This is a genomic window from Amycolatopsis sp. 505 (assembly GCF_031625235.1).
Classification (GTDB): Bacteria; Actinomycetota; Actinomycetes; order Mycobacteriales; family Pseudonocardiaceae; genus Amycolatopsis.
In genome coordinates, this window is sequence record NZ_JACKQP010000001.1 from 1,353,176 (window position 1) to 1,368,613 (window position 15,438).

At 71.7% G+C, this 15,438-nt stretch carries 16 protein-coding genes; 10 read left to right on the forward strand and 6 right to left on the reverse strand.

The annotated features are described in order from the left end of the window. Window positions 1-80: 80 nt before the first annotated feature. Window positions 81-818, forward strand: a complete 738-nt coding sequence (locus tag H5965_RS06550) for a 3-oxoacyl-ACP reductase family protein (protein ID WP_310968378.1) — start codon at window positions 81-83, stop codon at window positions 816-818. Here the strand turns inward: H5965_RS06550 and H5965_RS06555 are convergent. The 5 genes from H5965_RS06555 to H5965_RS06575 all read right to left on the reverse strand — a co-directional run bounded on the left by H5965_RS06555 (window position 815) and on the right by H5965_RS06575 (window position 4,749). Then, window positions 815-1,552 (reverse strand): TetR/AcrR family transcriptional regulator, encoded by a 738-nt coding sequence (locus tag H5965_RS06555; RefSeq protein WP_086851640.1) that lies wholly within the window; start codon window positions 1,550-1,552, stop codon window positions 815-817. The two genes, H5965_RS06550 and H5965_RS06555, sit on opposite strands and share 4 nt — an antisense overlap. 71 nt (window positions 1,553-1,623) lie before the next feature. Further along, window positions 1,624-2,226 carry a DUF3558 domain-containing protein gene (locus H5965_RS06560; RefSeq protein WP_310968379.1) on the reverse strand — a complete coding sequence of 201 codons (603 nt, stop codon included), beginning with the start codon at window positions 2,224-2,226 and terminating at the stop codon, window positions 1,624-1,626. Window positions 2,227-2,240: 14 nt separating this feature from the next. Continuing rightward, entirely contained in the window at window positions 2,241-2,636 is a 396-nt protein-coding gene (locus H5965_RS06565; protein ID WP_310968380.1) for a hypothetical protein, read from the reverse strand. Next, entirely contained in the window at window positions 2,633-3,376 is a 744-nt protein-coding gene (locus H5965_RS06570) for an ESX secretion-associated protein EspG (RefSeq protein ID WP_310968381.1), read from the reverse strand. The genes H5965_RS06565 and H5965_RS06570 overlap by 4 nt, the downstream gene beginning before the upstream one ends. Continuing rightward, on the reverse strand, window positions 3,373-4,749 hold the full coding sequence (locus tag H5965_RS06575) for a hypothetical protein (RefSeq protein WP_310968382.1): 1,377 nt from the start codon (window positions 4,747-4,749) through the stop codon (window positions 3,373-3,375). Before H5965_RS06575 ends, H5965_RS06570 begins: the two co-directional genes overlap by 4 nt. A 213-nt stretch (window positions 4,750-4,962) precedes the next feature. Here H5965_RS06575 and H5965_RS06580 point away from each other — a divergent pair, with 213 nt between their 5' ends. The 8 genes from H5965_RS06580 (at window position 4,963) to H5965_RS06615 (ending at window position 13,599) form a co-directional block, all read left to right on the forward strand. Next, window positions 4,963-5,475, forward strand: coding sequence for a YbaB/EbfC family nucleoid-associated protein (locus tag H5965_RS06580; protein ID WP_310968383.1), 513 nt, complete (start codon window positions 4,963-4,965; stop codon window positions 5,473-5,475). Window positions 5,476-5,500: 25 nt separating this feature from the next. Further along, a complete protein-coding gene (locus H5965_RS06585; protein ID WP_310968384.1) occupies window positions 5,501-5,824 on the forward strand; it encodes a hypothetical protein in 324 nt (107 codons plus the stop codon). Beyond that, window positions 5,817-6,791 (forward strand): hypothetical protein, encoded by a 975-nt coding sequence (locus H5965_RS06590; RefSeq protein ID WP_310968385.1) that lies wholly within the window; start codon window positions 5,817-5,819, stop codon window positions 6,789-6,791. The genes H5965_RS06585 and H5965_RS06590 overlap by 8 nt, the downstream gene beginning before the upstream one ends. Window positions 6,792-6,798: 7 nt before the next feature. Continuing rightward, a complete protein-coding gene (locus H5965_RS06595; protein WP_310968386.1) occupies window positions 6,799-7,887 on the forward strand; it encodes a hypothetical protein in 1,089 nt (362 codons plus the stop codon). Window positions 7,888-8,145: 258 nt separating this feature from the next. Further along, entirely contained in the window at window positions 8,146-9,015 is an 870-nt protein-coding gene (locus H5965_RS06600; RefSeq protein WP_310968387.1) for a ribokinase, read from the forward strand. A gap of 28 nt (window positions 9,016-9,043) precedes the next feature. Continuing rightward, entirely contained in the window at window positions 9,044-9,781 is a 738-nt protein-coding gene (locus tag H5965_RS06605; RefSeq protein WP_310968388.1) for a hypothetical protein, read from the forward strand. Then, the gene (gene ptsP, locus H5965_RS06610) at window positions 9,774-11,444 is read left to right on the forward strand and encodes a phosphoenolpyruvate--protein phosphotransferase (protein ID WP_310968389.1); all 1,671 of its coding nucleotides are present in this window, start codon (window positions 9,774-9,776) and stop codon (window positions 11,442-11,444) included. Before H5965_RS06605 ends, ptsP begins: the two co-directional genes overlap by 8 nt. Before the next feature lie 661 nt (window positions 11,445-12,105). Next, window positions 12,106-13,599: an MFS transporter gene (locus H5965_RS06615; RefSeq protein WP_310968390.1), complete on the forward strand. Its 1,494-nt coding sequence runs from the start codon at window positions 12,106-12,108 to the stop codon at window positions 13,597-13,599. A gap of 73 nt (window positions 13,600-13,672) precedes the next feature. On the opposite strand, the gene H5965_RS06620 is transcribed toward H5965_RS06615, so the two are convergent. Continuing rightward, window positions 13,673-14,335 carry a DUF1707 domain-containing protein gene (locus tag H5965_RS06620; protein WP_310968391.1) on the reverse strand — a complete coding sequence of 221 codons (663 nt, stop codon included), beginning with the start codon at window positions 14,333-14,335 and terminating at the stop codon, window positions 13,673-13,675. A 72-nt stretch (window positions 14,336-14,407) separates the two neighbouring features. On the opposite strand from H5965_RS06620, the gene H5965_RS06625 reads away from it, so the two are divergent. Further along, window positions 14,408-15,436: a hypothetical protein gene (locus tag H5965_RS06625; RefSeq protein WP_310968392.1), complete on the forward strand. Its 1,029-nt coding sequence runs from the start codon at window positions 14,408-14,410 to the stop codon at window positions 15,434-15,436. Window positions 15,437-15,438 lie beyond the last annotated feature (2 nt).

A 15,438-nucleotide genomic window follows, 5' to 3' on the forward strand; every position in this document is an offset into this window, starting at 1 on the left:
GAAAGCTGCCGGTGCTTCTCCCCGGTTCTCGATTTGATTGAGCTGTCAACGAAAACGGCTCGATCAAAGGAGAACCGGGGATGACCCTCGACGGCAAGGTGGCGCTGGTGACGGGCGGCAGCCGCGGCATCGGCGCGGCCACGGCATTGCGGCTCGCCGAGGACGGTGCGGACGTCGCGCTGACGTACCAGCACAACGGCGCTCGGGCGGCCGAGGTGGTCGAGCAGATCAAGCACCTCGGCCGCCGCGCGCTGGCGATCCAGGCGGATTCGGCGGACGCGGCCGCGGTGTCGGCCGCCGTTTCCGCTGCGGTGGCCGAGTTCGGCCGGCTCGACGTCCTGGTGAACAACGCGGGCGTCGGCTTCGTCGGCGCGTTCGGCGAAACCTCGTTGGACGACGTCGACCGCGTGCTGGCGGTGAACGTCCGCGGCGTGTTCGCGACCACCCAGGCCGCGGCCGGCGTCCTGGCCGACGGCGGCCGCGTGATCACGATCGGCAGCTGCGTCACTGACCGCGTACCCGGCCCGGGCATGGCGCTGTACGCGACGAGCAAGGCGGCGATGGTCGGCCTGACCAAGGCGCTGGCCCGCGAGCTGGGCCCGCGCGGCATCACGGTCAACCTGGTCCACCCGGGCCCGACGGACACGGACATGAACCCGGCCGACGGCCCGTACGCGGCGGACCAGCGGGCGCTGACGGCGTTCGACCGCTACGGGAAGCCGTCGGAGGTGGCTTCGGCGGTGTCCTACCTGGCTTCACCCGGCGCCGAGTACGTGACGGCGGCGGTGCTGTCGGTGGACGGCGGCCACGCGGCCTAACCGGAGTAAAGCCCGATTTCCCGCGCCAGGTCGGCGAGCATCGATTCGAACAGGACGTCCGGTTTGGACATCGGGATCGGGTAGTTGCCGAAGACCTCGAGCGTGACGTGCCCGTAGAGCCGGGCCCAGAACTGGATCATCAGGTACGTCACGCCGAGGTCGATCTTTTCGACGGGCACCCCCTGATCGGATTCGACGAGCACGGTGATCAGCGACTCCTGGAAGGTCTTCAGGTCGTCCCGCAGCTCATCGGGCACCCCGCTGGCCGACGGCAGCACGATGTCGTGCCGCGCCAGCACCCGCCCGGCGGCGGCGAGGAAGATCCGCCCGAACGGCTCGTCGACCCGGCTCAGCGCACTCCCCGACGTCGACCCGATCCCCCCGGTCGGCGACGCGAAGACGAGCGTGAATTCCTTCGTGTGGGTGAGCGCCCACCGCCGGAAGCCCTTGCAGATGGCGAACAGCTGCAGCACGCCGTCGTCCGGCAGCTCGGCGATCTCCTCGGCGAGGTCGTCGGCCAGGTCGGCGCAGACGTCCAGCCGCAGGTTCTCGACCAGGTCGTCCCGCGACTCGTAGTACCGGTAGAGCGCGGGCGCGGTGATCCCCAGCTCCCGCGCGATGGCGCGCAGCGTGACCGCCTCCGGCCCCTGCTCGACGAGCAGTTTCCGGGCGGTCCGCCGGATGTCCTGTTCGGTAGCCGCACGCGCGCGACCCCTCCGAGTGGGGTGGCTCATCCGAACAGTCTAGGTGCTTAGTACGACAGATTTTGCATTAACGCGTTCTCCGGGGTAACGAAAGGTGCAGCTCAGGCGCGCGCCTTGAGGTTGGTCAGCACCGTGTCGGCCACGCCCCGCCCGAGCTGGCAGGCGTCTTTCCCGGCCTGGACCGCCGAGTCGCCGATGCTCAGCGAAACCGAGTACGCGAGGTTGTCCGCGATGCCGACGACGACCACGCACGTCCGGTTGTCGGTGGTTCCGACGCCGACGTAACCCACGGTGGGGTAGCCCTGCACCGGGTCCAGGTCGTCGACCCACCGCCTCGCCTTCGGCTTGACGTTCTTGTAGGTGAGGCTGATTCCCTGGCCGGTTTTCGTCTCGTAGCCGACCAGGATGCCGGCGGCACTTCCCGAGCTGCTGCTCCAGTCGCACGTGGGACCCAGTTCGGTGTCCTTCGCATCGGCTGCGTCCGTCTCTCCGAGATAACCCTTCACCTGGTCCGCAGTCAGTGCGGAACCGCATGGACTGCCGTCCAGCACCTTGGCCGGCAACGGGTTGTCGACCTTCGGAGCTCCGCCGTTCGGCAGCTCCTCGGTGCTTGCCGGCGCAGGTGTCGGAGTGCCCGACAACGCTTCTTTACCGGTACAAGAGGTAAGTAGCGTCGCTCCGGCGGCGACCACGGCTGCGGTCACGAGAATCCGATGCCTCATTCGAGCGACCCCTTGATCGTCTTGGTCGAATCCGCTGCTTGCTGATCCGCGGCTTCGGTGATGCCGAGTGCCTGTCGCAACCGGCGGATCAGTTCGGAGTAGTAGCTGAACTGGTACTGCAGGTGTCCGCGGTAGTACTCGCCGGCCTCGTTCACCCCGTTCGGCCCGTTCACGGCTGCTTGGCTGACCGGCTCCTCGGCCGGGGGCACCGCCTTCAAAGTGAATTCGGCGGCCCGCATCTGCTCACCGAGGGCCGTGCGCTGGTCTTCGGCTTTTTCGAGCATCGCCCGCATCTCGGCCGAGCTCATCGCGAACCCCTGCCCACCGGCCGGCCCCGCACTCGGCAGGTCCGTCGCCCAAAAACCGATCCCGCTGAAGATCGAGCCCGTCATCGTCCTCCCCCTAACCCGTTCAGGGTCGCGTACAGCACCTCGGCCAGCGCATCCCGGGTCCCCGGCTGGAAGCTGACCATCCGCTCGCGCCCCGGGTACACGTACGTCAGCACCCGGCCTGTGCCGGCCACGTCGACCGCGGTGATCGGTGCGCTGCGAGCACCGCTGCGCACGGCGTAGCACTGGTGCAGCCCCGTGCGCCGCGCCGCCATCAGCCGGCGTGCCCACGGCAACGGGTCGCGCCCGCGGTCGGCGGTCGGGTCGTCGAGGTCGTACGACTCCTCCACCGCGCGGCCCGAGAACCGCGCCTCCGGGATCGACACCGCCGAGATCCGCGCCGGTGGTACCGGGGGCAGCACGTCCACCAGCGACTCCGCGAGCCGCGACGGCTCCACGACGTCGATCCGGACCGTCTCGTCCTTCCGGATCAGCCGCAGCGCGTCCGGCCCGGAGGCGGACACGAGCGCCGTGCCCGATTCGTCCGCTTCGATGTCACCCAGCCACGCCGTGAACTGGTGGACGCCCTTCGCCAGGACGCGCAGGACGTCCCGGAACTCCCGCGTCAGTGTGCCGCCGGCCGCGAGCCGGAGCGAGGTCAGGACGTCGAGGACCTGCTCGTCGAGCCGCTTGCGGGTCTCGTCGCCGAGCCAGAGGTTGTCGGCGCCGAGGACCGCCGGCGGTGGGCCGTGCCGTTCCCACTCCCACGCGGTGAGCAGGGCCGTCTTGGGCAGGAAGATCACAGCCCGATCACCGGGGGCACCGTCCGCTCGTCGGAGCCGCCGAAGATGCTCTCCGGATCCGCCTCCACCAGGTACGACGCGCGCTGGTGCTCCGCGTCCTCCTCGCCTTTGCCGCCCTTGGCACCGGGGCCCATGCCGCCCATTCCTGGCGCACCCGGTTTGCCCGCCGCGCCGCCGCGGACCCCGCCCGCCGCGCCGGGACGTCCTTCGCCCGGGACGCCGGATCCGGTCGAAGCGCCCGGACCACGGACACCCGTGCCGGTGCCGCCGCTCCCGCCCGACGACGAACCCGGCCCGAAACCGCCAGGGCCGAAACCGGGACCGAACCCATCACCGGGACCGGAGCCGGGGCCGAATCCCGTCCCCGGCGGCTGGTAACCCGGCGGGTACTGCGTCGCCGACGGCGGCACGTAACCCTGCGCGCGAACACTGTCGTCGACGACGGGCGTGTGCGACCCCGGCGGGAGGACCTGTCCCGGCGGAACGACCTGCGCCGGTGGCGTCACCTGCCCGGGCGGCGTCACCTGCCCCGGAGGCGGCGGCGCGACCGGCGGGTGCACCGCGGGCGGCGGCTGAACCTGCCCGCCGATCGACCGGTCGTCGTCGCCACCGGTTCGCGTCCGCTTGCGAGGCGGTGGCTCGACCGGGTCCTGCACCGTGAACTCGCCGCCGGTGTACTCGCGGAGCTGGCCGTAGTCGATCGTCCGGGCCGCGGTGTTCGAGCTGGACTGCTGCGAATACGCGGTGTACCGCTCGACGTTCTCCTGCGCCTTCCGGTTGTACTGGTTGATCTTGTCTTCGGTGTCGGTGTCCCACGGCGTCGCGACGTCCCAGGCGCTGCGCGTCGGCGGCTGGTCGGTGACGTCCGGGTGCAGCGAGTTCTTCATCTGGTGGAACTGGTCGATCTGCGCCTGGGCCAGCGTCGAGTTGCGGTCCAGCGTCGTGGACGCCGAGGTCGCCGACGCCGTCAACGGCCGGAGCCGCTCCCGTGCCGCGTCCGACGCCCCGCCCGTCCACGCGGATTCCAGACCGGAAGTCAGCTCGCGCGTGCCCTGCTCCAACCGGCGCTGGTAGGCCGACTGGTCGACGCCCGCCTGGTGCACCTTCTGCAGCGACTCGGTGCCGGGACCGTTCATCACCGCCTGGACCAGCTGAGCGGGTGACAGCCCGGAGGCCTGCGGGTTCGCCGCCCCGGTGCCGGTCTGCGAGCCGACGTAGGCGCCCGCGACCGCGCCGGGCAGCCCACCCGCGAGCAGGCCGACACCCGCGCCGGTCAAGACGTTGCCGAGCCGCTCGCCGCCCGACTGGACGGCGTGCGCGATCTCCGACCCGACGTGCTTGGCAGCGTCGAGCATGTCGCCGAACAACCCCACCGAACCGCGCTCCCCTCGCGTTCGATCTCCCCTCTTGCGTCACGCACGATACCCCAGCGGTTACCGACGGTGTGGAGAATCGACCGGGTCAGGTGCCCGCACCTGCCACGCGCGCAGAGGGGATGGGGAAAACCGGAACTCCCCCGAAACTGTCGGACCGGTGTGCCACACTCGGTGCTCGTACGGCTACTGACGTGAACAGGGGAGGTTCGCGTGTCGAATCCTGAGCAGCTGCTGGCGAGCTTCGACGCCCAGATCGCCGAGGCCAAGCAGCGGGGCGACCGCATGCAGGCCGAGATGGCGGCGGTCTCGGTGTCCGAACGCAGCCAGGACGGCCAGATCGCGGTCGAGGTCAACCACCTCGGCAACCTGGTCGGCCTGGAGATCGGGCACGCGGTGCGGGAGAAGGCGAACCTCGCCGACGAGATCCTGCGCACCGTCCGGCGCGCGCAAAGCAGGCTGGCGGGTGCCGTGCAGGTGGGGATGCCGTCGATCGCGGGCACCGAAACCATGGACGAGCTGGTCCGGCAGCTCCACCACGAATTCCCGGAGCCGGAGCCGCAGGGTTTCGTGGACGGTGGCTACGCGGCGCCCGCGAACGACGGAGCGCGCTTCATCGCCGAGGACGAACCGCCGGCGCCGAAGCCGAAACCGGCGCCGCCGCGTCCCGCGCCCGAGGCAGGCGCCGACGACGACTACTTCAGTGACGGCGACTACCTGCGCTGACCAGGACGACGAGGGAGGGAAGACCGTGACCGACCCGCAGGCGGACATCCGGATCGAGCCGGAGCAATTGCTGTCCCACGCCAAGAAGCTCGAGCCGCTCGTCGACCGGTTCGCGAAGACGCTGGACGCGGCGGCCCAGGTCGTCGACCCGATGGCGTTCGGCCTCATCGGCCAGGCCTGCGGCCTCGGCGCGCTGTGCGGCGTCGCCCAGACCCTGGGGAGCGACTCCATCGGCCACGCGAAGAACGTGGCCCAGGAGCAGATCGACCGCGTGCGCACCTGGTCCCACCACGTCGACTGGCGCGAGCAGGACGTCAAGGCGAGTTTGGAAGGCATCCACCTTGACTGAGAACGCGTTGGTGACGGAGGCCAAGAAGAAGGTCGACGAAGGGTCGTCGGCGCTCGAAGGCGCCGGGATGGCGCAGGACTTCTGGGACGCGGCGACGAAGGCGGCCGACGGCGACTGGACCGAAGGCCTGCTCAACCTCGGCTTCGGCGCCATGGGCGTGCTCGACTTCCTCCGCGACCCGATCGCCGGCCTGGCGAGCATGGGGCTCGGCTGGCTGATCGAGCACGTCGAATTCCTGCGCGCCCCGCTCGACTGGGTCACCGGGAACCAGGAACAGCTCGACGTCATGCAGGAGACGTGGAGCGGCATCAGCGACGAGATCGACGCCATCGCCAAAGACCTCCTGGAGACCGTGAAGGCGGACAGCGCGGAGTGGCAGGGGCAAGGCGCGGACGCGTACCGCGCGTTCGTCGCCGAACTCGGCGACATGTACTCCGGAGTCGCGGGCGGTGCGAAGGCCGTCTCCGTCCTGATCGACGTCTGCAAGAGCATCCTCAACGTCGTGCGCAGCGTGCTGCGTGACCTGCTCACCGAATGCATCGGCAAGCTGATCAGCATCCTCATGCGGTACCCGGGCCCCGCGGCGCCGGCGGGCCTGGCCGGCGAAGGCACGGCCGAGATCGTCCAGTGTGGGTCGCGGATGTCGGAATGGCTGAAGAAGCTCGTGCGGGCCTTCCAGAAGGGCATCAGCCAGTTCAACCACCTCAGCGGGTTGTTCCGGACGGTCGGCCAGAAGCTGCTCGCCGCGCTGCAGGACGCGGCACGCGCGGCGCCGGGCGTCTTCAAGGACGGGCTCAAGGAACTGCCCAAGGCACTCGGCGAAGAAGCCGGGAAGGAAGCGGGCAAGAAGACCGCAGGTGCCGACGACGAAGCCGATAAGGAGTACCGCGAGAACCACTACAACGAAAAGAAACCCGACCCGGTCTTCCACCAGCAGGGTGGCCAGCGGATCTCCGGGTCGATCTAGCGCCGTGGTGTCGACGACTCCCGGCGAGCCGGAGACGGCCGTGGTGCAGGTCCGGCTGCCGATCCACCACCAGCCAACCGTGCTGCGGACGGCCGCCGGGTGCCTGGCGTTCCTCGGCCTCGCGCCCGCCGTCGCGGCCGGACTGCTGGTGTGGGCGCGCAGCCACGACCCGGTCGCGCGCTGGGTGGCGCCCGCGCTCGGCGTGCTCGCGGTGCTGTGCTTCTGCAGCGGGCCGATCATGCGGTGGTACATCCGCCGTCACGGTTCGCTGGTGACGGCGAGGGTCGAATTCGGTCCCGACGGGTTCCGGCAGCCACTCGAAGACAAGACGACGCTGGTCCTCCCCTGGGACGACGTCCGCCGCTTCGACTTCCGCGGTGGGCAGCCCGGCGGCCGGGTCGCGCTCGCCGTTTCGCTGGTGGCCGAGGAGGCGATGAAGAACCTGAACCCGGACTGCCGCCACAAGTCCGAAGACGGCTTCATCCTGTCTTCGGCGATGGCCCCGGAGGAGGCCGAAAAGGCATCGGCGGCGATCGAGCGGTACCGCCCCGGCCTCGTCCGGTGGACGTCCAAGAACGTCCGGCGCGGCGGCTTCGGCGTACCGAATCCGGTGAAGCTGCTGGTCAGGCGCTGGAGCGCGGACCAAGTGCGGACGCTCGTCCGCGCCGAGCAGGCTTCCGGCGGCCGGTTGCTCGTCCTGTGGGCGGCTTGGCTGGCCGTCATCGCCGACTTCGTGGCGCCGGCCTTCTTCGACATCCCGCCCGGCATTCCGCTGCCGGTCGTCGTGGCGATCTGGGTGCTGCTCTACCTGACGCGCTACCGGGGTCAAACCGGCAAGTTCGTCCTGGCCGCCGACGCGATCACCTGGCAGCCCGAGGAAGGCGAACCGATCAGGGTGCGACGCGCCGACCTCGCCCGGTTGACGGCCGAGCCCTCGGCGAAGAAGGCCACACGCCAGTACGTCTCGGTGCACGCGATCCTCCGCCGCGGCGAGGAGCGGCAGCTGGCAGTGAAAATCTCCCCGGGCGCGGCCAAGAACGTCATCGCACGAGGGGGCGGGGCGCCGCCGACGCCGATCACTCGGGGGGCTACGTGATCGGCGCCGGCGACCTGATGCCCTGTCCGGCTCGCGCCGGCTGGAGCACCGTCATCACGTCTCGCGTGATGACGCACCTGGAGAGCGGGACCGGTCCGCGAAGTGACGTCCGGGGGACGAGCATCCCCCGATCAGGTGACGGGCATCCGCTGCTCGCATGATTGTCGCACTCAACGCCGGATAAGTTACAAAAACCTTCACTTTCCCCTGGCGTACCCTTCCCGACCTGGTCGGACGGCTTTCGTGGGACAGTGCGGTATGAACTCCGACGTACTCGTTGTGGGATCCGCCAACGCCGACCTCGTCGTCGCCGTGGATCGGCGGCCGGCGGGTGGCGAGACCGTGCTGGGCGGGGACACCGTCCTGTCCCCGGGGGGCAAGGGGGCCAACACGGCGGTCGCGGCGGGCCGGCTCGGCGCGGACGTCGCCCTGCTCGGCGCCGTCGGCGACGATCCCTACGGCCGGCTGCTGCTCGATTCGCTCCGCGCCGCCGGCGTCGACACGGGCTTGGTGCGCACCAGCGAGCGGCCGACCGGCATCGCCTACATCACCGTCACCCCGGACGGCGAAAACTCGATCCTCGTCTCGCCCGGCGCCAACTCCAGCCTGGAGCCCGCCGACGTCGACGCCGTCTTCGACGGGGTCGAAATCATGGTCGCCTCGCTGGAGGTGCCGCTCCCGACCGTCGAGCACGCCGTCGCACGAGCCGCCGAACGGGGCGTGCGCGTGCTGCTGAACCTCTCGCCCGCGGCCAAGCTCTCCCCGGAGACGCTGGCCAAGCTCGACGTCCTGCTGGTCAACGAGCACGAGGCCGCCTGGCTCACCGGGCCCGGCGCGGACTTCCGGCAGCTGCTCGACCTCGGCCCGCGAGCGGCCGTCGTCACGCTGGGCGCGGCCGGCGCCGTGGTCGTCGAAGCCGGTTCGGTGAGCCAGGTCGAGTCGCCGAAGGTCGAAGCCGTGGACACCACCGGGGCCGGGGACGCCTTCGCGGGCGCGCTCGCCGCGTCGCTCGCCGATGGCGCCGACCTGGTCTCCGCGGCGAAGCGAGCGGTCCGCGTCGCGGCGTTCAGCGTGACGCGGCCCGGGGCTCAGCCGTCCTACCCGACCGCCGCCGACCTGGGGGAATGATCACCCAGACGCCCGTGTTGCACGTCACATGGGCGACTCGTTCGGCTCGGCCTGGTGGCGCGGCTACGCGGCTCAGCTGCGGGCGATCGCGGACGCACGCCGTCCCGACCGGCTCGCGATCATGCCGCTCGACGAAACCCTCAAGGCGCTCGGCAAGCAGACCGAGCTCGACGAAGGCGTCTACGACGTGCCGGTGGAAGGGATCGTCGGCACGGTCGCCCGCGCCGGGGACTTCGACCGCGAGTTCCGGCCGCGCAACCGCGCGCTGCGCGACCGCTGGGAACACCTGACGCGGACGTCGGCGGACCTCCCGCCGGTTCGGCTCGTGCGTCTCTCCGACATGTTCTTCGTCGAGGACGGCCACCACCGCGTCGGCATCGCGCGCGCCCGCGGCGCCCGGACCATCCGCGCGCGGGTCCGCTGGATCAGCACGGTCGCCTGCGCGTTGCGCTGCCTGACGCTCGCCGACCTGCCGTCGAAGACCGCCGAGCGGATGTTCCTCGAGCGCGTCCCGCTGCCCGACGACGTCCGGCTCGGGCTGTGGCTCGACGACCCGGCCGACTGGTTCCGGCTCGCCGACTCGGCCGAGGCCTGGGGTTTCCGCCGTATGCTGGCCGGACGGCCCGTCCGCAGCCGCGGCGAATTGGCCGACTCCTGGTGGCACGAGGAGGTCCGGCCGGTGCTCGAACAGGTACAGCAGCGCGGTTTGTGCCCGCCACCACGAGATATCCAGGCCTACCTGAGCTATGGTCTAGACCATGCCTGAGTTTGCCGCCGCCGTGCCCGAGCCTGCTGCCGCCTCCGCGGGAACCCTGTCCGGGGTCGCCGTCAGCCCTGGCCGCGCCAGCGGTCCCGTCGTCCGGGTCGCGGAGCCGCTCGGCGAGCCCGCCGCCACGCCCGCCCCGGCCGATCCGGCCGTCGAAGCCGCGCGGATCGCCCCCGCGGCCGCGACCGTCGCCGGCCGGCTGGAGAAGCAGGCCGAGACCGCCACCGGCGAGGCGGCGACGATCCTGATCACCACCGCGGCGATGGCGGCCGACCCGGCACTGGCGTCCCAGGCCGAAACGCTGGTCAAGACGCAGGGGCTGCCCGCCGCGCGCGCCGTCTACCAGGCCGCCGAGGGCTTCGCCGAAGCGCTGGCCGCGGCCGGCGGCTACATGGCCGAGCGCGTCCGCGACGTCCGCGATGTCCGGGACCGGCTGATCGCCGAGCTGCTCGGCATCGCGCCGCCGGGGGTGCCCGAGCTGGCGTCGCCGAGCGTGCTGGTCGCCCGTGACCTCGCCCCGGCCGACACCGCCGGCCTCGACCCGGCGAAGGTGCTCGCCCTGGTCACCGAAGAAGGCGGCCCCACCAGCCACACCGCGATCCTGGCGCGAGCGCTGGGCATCCCGGCCGTCGTGGCGGTGCGCGGGCTGCTGGCCCTGGACGCGCAAGCGCTTGCGGTCGACGGCGACACGGGCACGGTCGAGGTCGCGGACCCGTCGGCCCCGGTCGTCACGGCCACGGTGGCCCACCTCGCCGAGTGGAACGGCACGGGAGCGACGGCCGACGGCCACCGCGTGAAGGTCTACGGCAACGTCGGCTCCCCGGCCGACGCCCAGGCCGCGGCGGACGCGGGCGCCGAAGGGGTGGGCCTGTTCCGCACCGAGTTCTGCTACCTGGACGCCGCGGACGAGCCATCGGTGGCCGACCAGCGCGCGGCGTACACGGCGGTGCTGTCGCCGTTCCGCGGCAAGCCGGTGATCGTGCGGACCCTGGACGCGGGCGCCGACAAGCCCCTGGCGTTCCTGTCGCCGGAGGCCGAGCCGAACCCGGCGCTGGGCGTGCGGGGCTTGCGCGTGGCGTTCGACCGCCCCGAGGTACTGGACCGCCAGCTCGAGGCCATCGCCGGCGCGGCGGAGGACTCGGGCGCCGAGGTTTCGGTGATGGCCCCGATGGTGGCAACGGTCGAGGAAGCGGCCTGGTTCGCAGCGCGCGTACGCGCGGCCGGCATCGCCCGCGCGGGCGTGATGATCGAGATCCCGGCGGCGGCGCTGAGCGCCCGCGAAATCCTGGACGCGGTGGACTTCGTCTCGGTGGGAACGAACGACCTGGCCCAGTACACGTTCGCGGCCGACCGCCAGCTGGGCGCGGTGGCCAAGCTGAACGACCCGTGGCAGCCAGGCCTGTTGCGCCTCCTGAAGCTGATCGGCGACGCGGCCAAGCAAACAGGCAAACCGGCCGGCGTCTGCGGCGAAGCGGCGGCCGACCCGAGGCTCGCCCTGGTCCTGGCGGGCTTGGGCCTGACGAGCTTGTCGATGAACGCCCCGGCAGTCCGGGCGGTGGGAGCAAGCCTGGCGACGGCAACGCTCGCAGAGTGCGAGGCCCTGGCAGAGGCAACGCTGGCAACGTCCGACCCGACATCCGCCCGCGCGGCGGCTCGCCCCTGATGCCCTGACACCCGACGCCGACCTGGCCGCCCGCATACTGCGGCCAGGTCGCCCCGGCGGTGGTCGCCCCTCTTGAGCCGCCCGCCCGCCCGCCCGGCCTGCCGCGCCGCCGGCCTGCCGCGCCGCCGGCCCGCCGCGCCGCCGGCCCGCCGCGCCGCCCGGCCCGGCCGGTCAGCCCGACCTGCCGCCCTGCCTGCGGCTCAACTCAACCTGGCTGGCCGTCCGCCGCGCCCCGCGCCGGTGCCGATCGCTGCCTGGCCTGCGCCCGCAGCCTGCGCTCCGGCTCTCCTTGCCGCCCAGGATCCCGCCGCCGGGCTCGCCCGGCCGTGCCGGCGCGGCCCGAGCTGCTATCCAGCCCGGCCTGCTGCCCGCCCACCTCTGATCCGGTCCGCGGCCCGGCCCGCTCGTTTCGCCCCACCGCGAATCATCCCACCCGCAGGGGCGCCCCCCCACTTTCAGTCTATCGGTCATCACCGACAGTGCTGACCTATGCCAATCTGGATCAGCGTGGTTGTCCACATTGATCGAGGGGTGTGGGCAACCACGCCTCAAAGGCCCGCAACCCCCCAAGTGAAAAAATCCGGGCGAGTTGTCGATCCCGCCCGCACCCGCTCGACGAAGAGGTGAGAAGCGAAGCACCCCGAGTCGAGAGGACCTCACCATGACCGCCACCATCGCCGCCCCGGCCGGAGCCGGCGAGGCTGAAACCGGCGGGGCCCGAACGAGCGGGGCCCAAGCCAACGAAGCGCAAGCCAACGAAGCGCAAGCCATCGAAGCCCAAGCCATCGAAGCGCAAGCCGCGCGGGCTGGGCGTCGGGAGTGGATCGGGCTGGCCGTGCTGGCTCTGCCCACCCTGCTCGTCTCGCTCGATGTCTTCGTCCTCGTCCTCGCCCTCCCGAAGATCGCCACCGCGCTGCACGCCGATGGGACGCAGCAGCTCTGGATCATGGACACCTACGGCTTCATGGTCGCCGGGTTCATGGTCACCATGGGGACGCTCGGCGACCGGATCGGGCGGCGGAAGCTGCTGCTCGCCGGGGCCGCCGCCTTCGGGTTGGCCTCCGTCGGGGCCGCCTTCGCTCCCAGTGCCGGGATGCTCATCGCCGCGCGGGCCGTGCTCGGGATCTCCGGGGCCACCCTTGCTCCCTCGACCCTTTCCCTGATCGGGACCCTCTTCAAGAACCCGCAGCAGCGCGCTCAGGCCATCGGGATCTGGGCCGGCTGCTTCACCGTCGGCGCCATCATCGGGCCGATGGTCGGCGGGCTCCTGCTCGAGCACTTCTGGTGGGGCTCGGTTTTCCTGCTCGGCGTCCCCGCCATGGTCCTGCTCCTCGTCATCGGCCCGAAGCTGCTGCCCGAATACCGCGACGCGCAGGCCGGCCGGCTCGACCTCCCCAGCGTCTTCCTCTCGCTCGCCGCCATCCTGCCCGCCGTCTACGGCGTGAAGGAGCTCGCTCGCGATGGCTTCCACCCGGTTCCGGCCGCCGCCCTCGTCGCCGGCCTGGTCGTTGGGTATGTCTTCTACAAGCGGCAACGCGCCCTGAAGGACCCGCTCGTCGACTTCAGCCTCGTCGCCGCGAAGGCCTTCCGGACCACGCTCGGCGGGATGCTCCTGTTCAGCATGCTCGGCGGCACGACCATGCTCTTCACCGCGCAGTTCCTGCAGGTCGCGCAGCACCTCTCGCCGGTCGGGGCCGCGCTGGGGCTGCTGCCTGGGATGGCCGCCTCCACCGTCAGCTTCCTCTCCGCGCCGCACCTCGCTCGCCGGATCAAGACGCACGTTCTCATCGCCGGGGGCGTGGCCCTCGCCGCGGGCGGCATGGCGATCCTCGCTCTCGCCGATCCCGCGGCCGGGCCGGGGTGGCCCGCGCTCGGGTTCGCCGTGACGTCGCTGGGTGTCGGGCCGATGGTCGCCCTGGGCACCGACCTCGTCGTCGGCTCGGTTCCGGAACGCAAGGCCGGGGCCGCCGCGTCGCTGGCGCAGACCGTCAACGAGTTCGGCTACGCCATCGGCATCGCGACCGTCGGCACCCTCGGCAACGCCGTCGTCCGCGCGCACGGCTTCGCCGCCGGGCTGCACGTCGTCGCCGGTCTGGCCGCCGTGGCCTTCGCTTCCCTCGTCTGGTTCGTCGCGCGGAACCTGCGGACCGCCTGAACAAAACGAAGGCCTCCTCACCCGATGCCTGGGTGGGGAGGCCTTCTTGACGCCGGGGGCAGAGGGGCCCCGGCTAGCCGAAGATGCCGCGCCGCGGGTGGCGGACGACCAGGGAACCGCCGTGGACGCGGCCGCTCAGCACGTAGCGCGGGTTGCCCATGCGGCCGTTGCTGCGCGTCTTGTCCTCCATCGAGCCGAACTTGACGTCGCCGATCGCGTTGAGGTCCACCGCCGCGTGCTCCGGGATGATGATCTCGACCGAGCCCCACTTGGCGTCCAGCTCGAGGTACACCACCGGCGACTGGACCTGGGCTTCGGTGAAGTCCAGCTTCGTCGAGCCGTACTTGTTCCGCACCACCAGCTGGGACGGCACCACCCACGGCCCGCCGCGGTGCAGCGACGAGTACTTCGCGTTCAGCTCGACGCGCTGCCCGCTCGGGAAGCCGCTGTAGCCGGCCGGAGCCGCGTACGCCGGCGCGGCGGCGAGGGCCGCGGCCGGGTGGTACAGACCCGCGAGGTCGGCCAGCACCGCGTTCAGCTCGCCGCGCGTCCGCGACGCCAGCGCGCGGTCGGTGCGCTCGGTGAACTCGTCGAGGTCGATCATCCCGCGGCCGATCGCCTTCTGCAGCACGCCGACGACGTGTTCGCGCTCGTCGTCCGACACCCGGAGATCGCGCTCGCTCAACGGCTTGGTTTCGGTCACCGGTTCCGCCGCCGCGGTCTCTTCCTCGCCCATGTCCACGATGGTAGAACTGGATTTCACCAGGGAGATCGGGGGAAAACCCTGAACGGACCCGTAGTCCGCGCCATGGCCGCCGTCGCGGCCGCCCTCCTGCTGACCGGGTGCACCAACACCGCACCCCCGCCGCCGCCACCCCCTCCGGGGCCGCTGGCGGAACTCTCCGGCATCCAGGCGACCGGCGGCATCGGTGTCACCGCGCTGCTGCCGACCGTCGCCCCCACCCTGTTCGACGCCGACCGCGGCCCCGTCGCCACCCCGCCCGGCTACCCCGGCGGTGACGTCCAGCTGGATGTCGTCCGAGTCGGGGAGCACGTCGTCCTGACGGTCCGCCCGATGTACCCGAAAGACCCCGAGCCGTTCGACATCCTCGAGTACACCGGGCCGTCGAGCCCGCCGCGGTCGCTCGGCAAGGCCTGGTCGGCGGGTCCGGACGCCGGCGGCGAAGGCGTGTGGCTGATCCGGCAGGACGCGCCGGACGACTGCCGCCTCCTGCACCTCTCGTTCGCCGCCGGCGAGCTCGGCCGCGGCCAGCCCGCCAGCTGCCGCACCCAGGTGCGGACCGAGACCCGGCACGGCCTGCTGATCACCATCAACGCCGACGCCGCCGAGTCGACGGACGCCCTGATCGAACCGGCGACCGGCCGCACGATCCGGCAGGCGCCGCGCATCCTCGGCGCCGCGGGCGACTGGCTGCTGCTCGACGGCCTGACCGATCTCACTCTGGTCGACCTGCGGGACAACAGCAGCAAGAAGCTCAGCCGGCCGTCGATCGGCCCGGCACCCGCCGTGGTGCCCTCGCGCGAAGGAGCGATCTGGGCCGTCGACTTCGCGAATCCCGCCTACCGCGGCACCAGCACGCAGACGCGGGACCTCTGGCTGCTGCGCCCGGACGGGCCGACCTGGGACCACGCCCCGGGAATGCCGTTCGTCACCGAGCACCTCAAACGCGGCGGCGGCTTCGGCTGGTCGGCGGCCGGGGACTTGGTGCTCGCCGACCGCGTCCTCGCCGCCTGGCACCCCGGCGAACCGCAGTGGCGGCTGAGCCGGGCCGCCCTGCCCGCCGGCACCTGGTCGGGCCTGGCGGTCGTGCCCTGAGG

Bases quoted from the DNA above. Each gene is read 5' to 3' on its own strand.
- H5965_RS06620 (WP_310968391.1), bottom strand. From the start codon at position 14,335: ATGGGCGAGGAAGAGACCGCGGCGGCGGAACCGGTGACCGAAACCAAG.
- H5965_RS06600 (WP_310968387.1), top strand. From the start codon at position 8,146: ATGAACTCCGACGTACTCGTTGTGGGATCCGCCAACGCCGACCTCGTC.
- H5965_RS06555 (WP_086851640.1), bottom strand. From the start codon at position 1,552: ATGAGCCACCCCACTCGGAGGGGTCGCGCGCGTGCGGCTACCGAACAG.
- H5965_RS06605 (WP_310968388.1), top strand. From the start codon at position 9,044: ATGGGCGACTCGTTCGGCTCGGCCTGGTGGCGCGGCTACGCGGCTCAG.
- H5965_RS06615 (WP_310968390.1), top strand. From the start codon at position 12,106: ATGACCGCCACCATCGCCGCCCCGGCCGGAGCCGGCGAGGCTGAAACC.
- H5965_RS06625 (WP_310968392.1), top strand. From the start codon at position 14,408: ATGGCCGCCGTCGCGGCCGCCCTCCTGCTGACCGGGTGCACCAACACC.
- H5965_RS06550 (WP_310968378.1), top strand. From the start codon at position 81: ATGACCCTCGACGGCAAGGTGGCGCTGGTGACGGGCGGCAGCCGCGGC.
- H5965_RS06565 (WP_310968380.1), bottom strand. From the start codon at position 2,636: ATGACGGGCTCGATCTTCAGCGGGATCGGTTTTTGGGCGACGGACCTG.
- ptsP (WP_310968389.1), top strand. From the start codon at position 9,774: ATGCCTGAGTTTGCCGCCGCCGTGCCCGAGCCTGCTGCCGCCTCCGCG.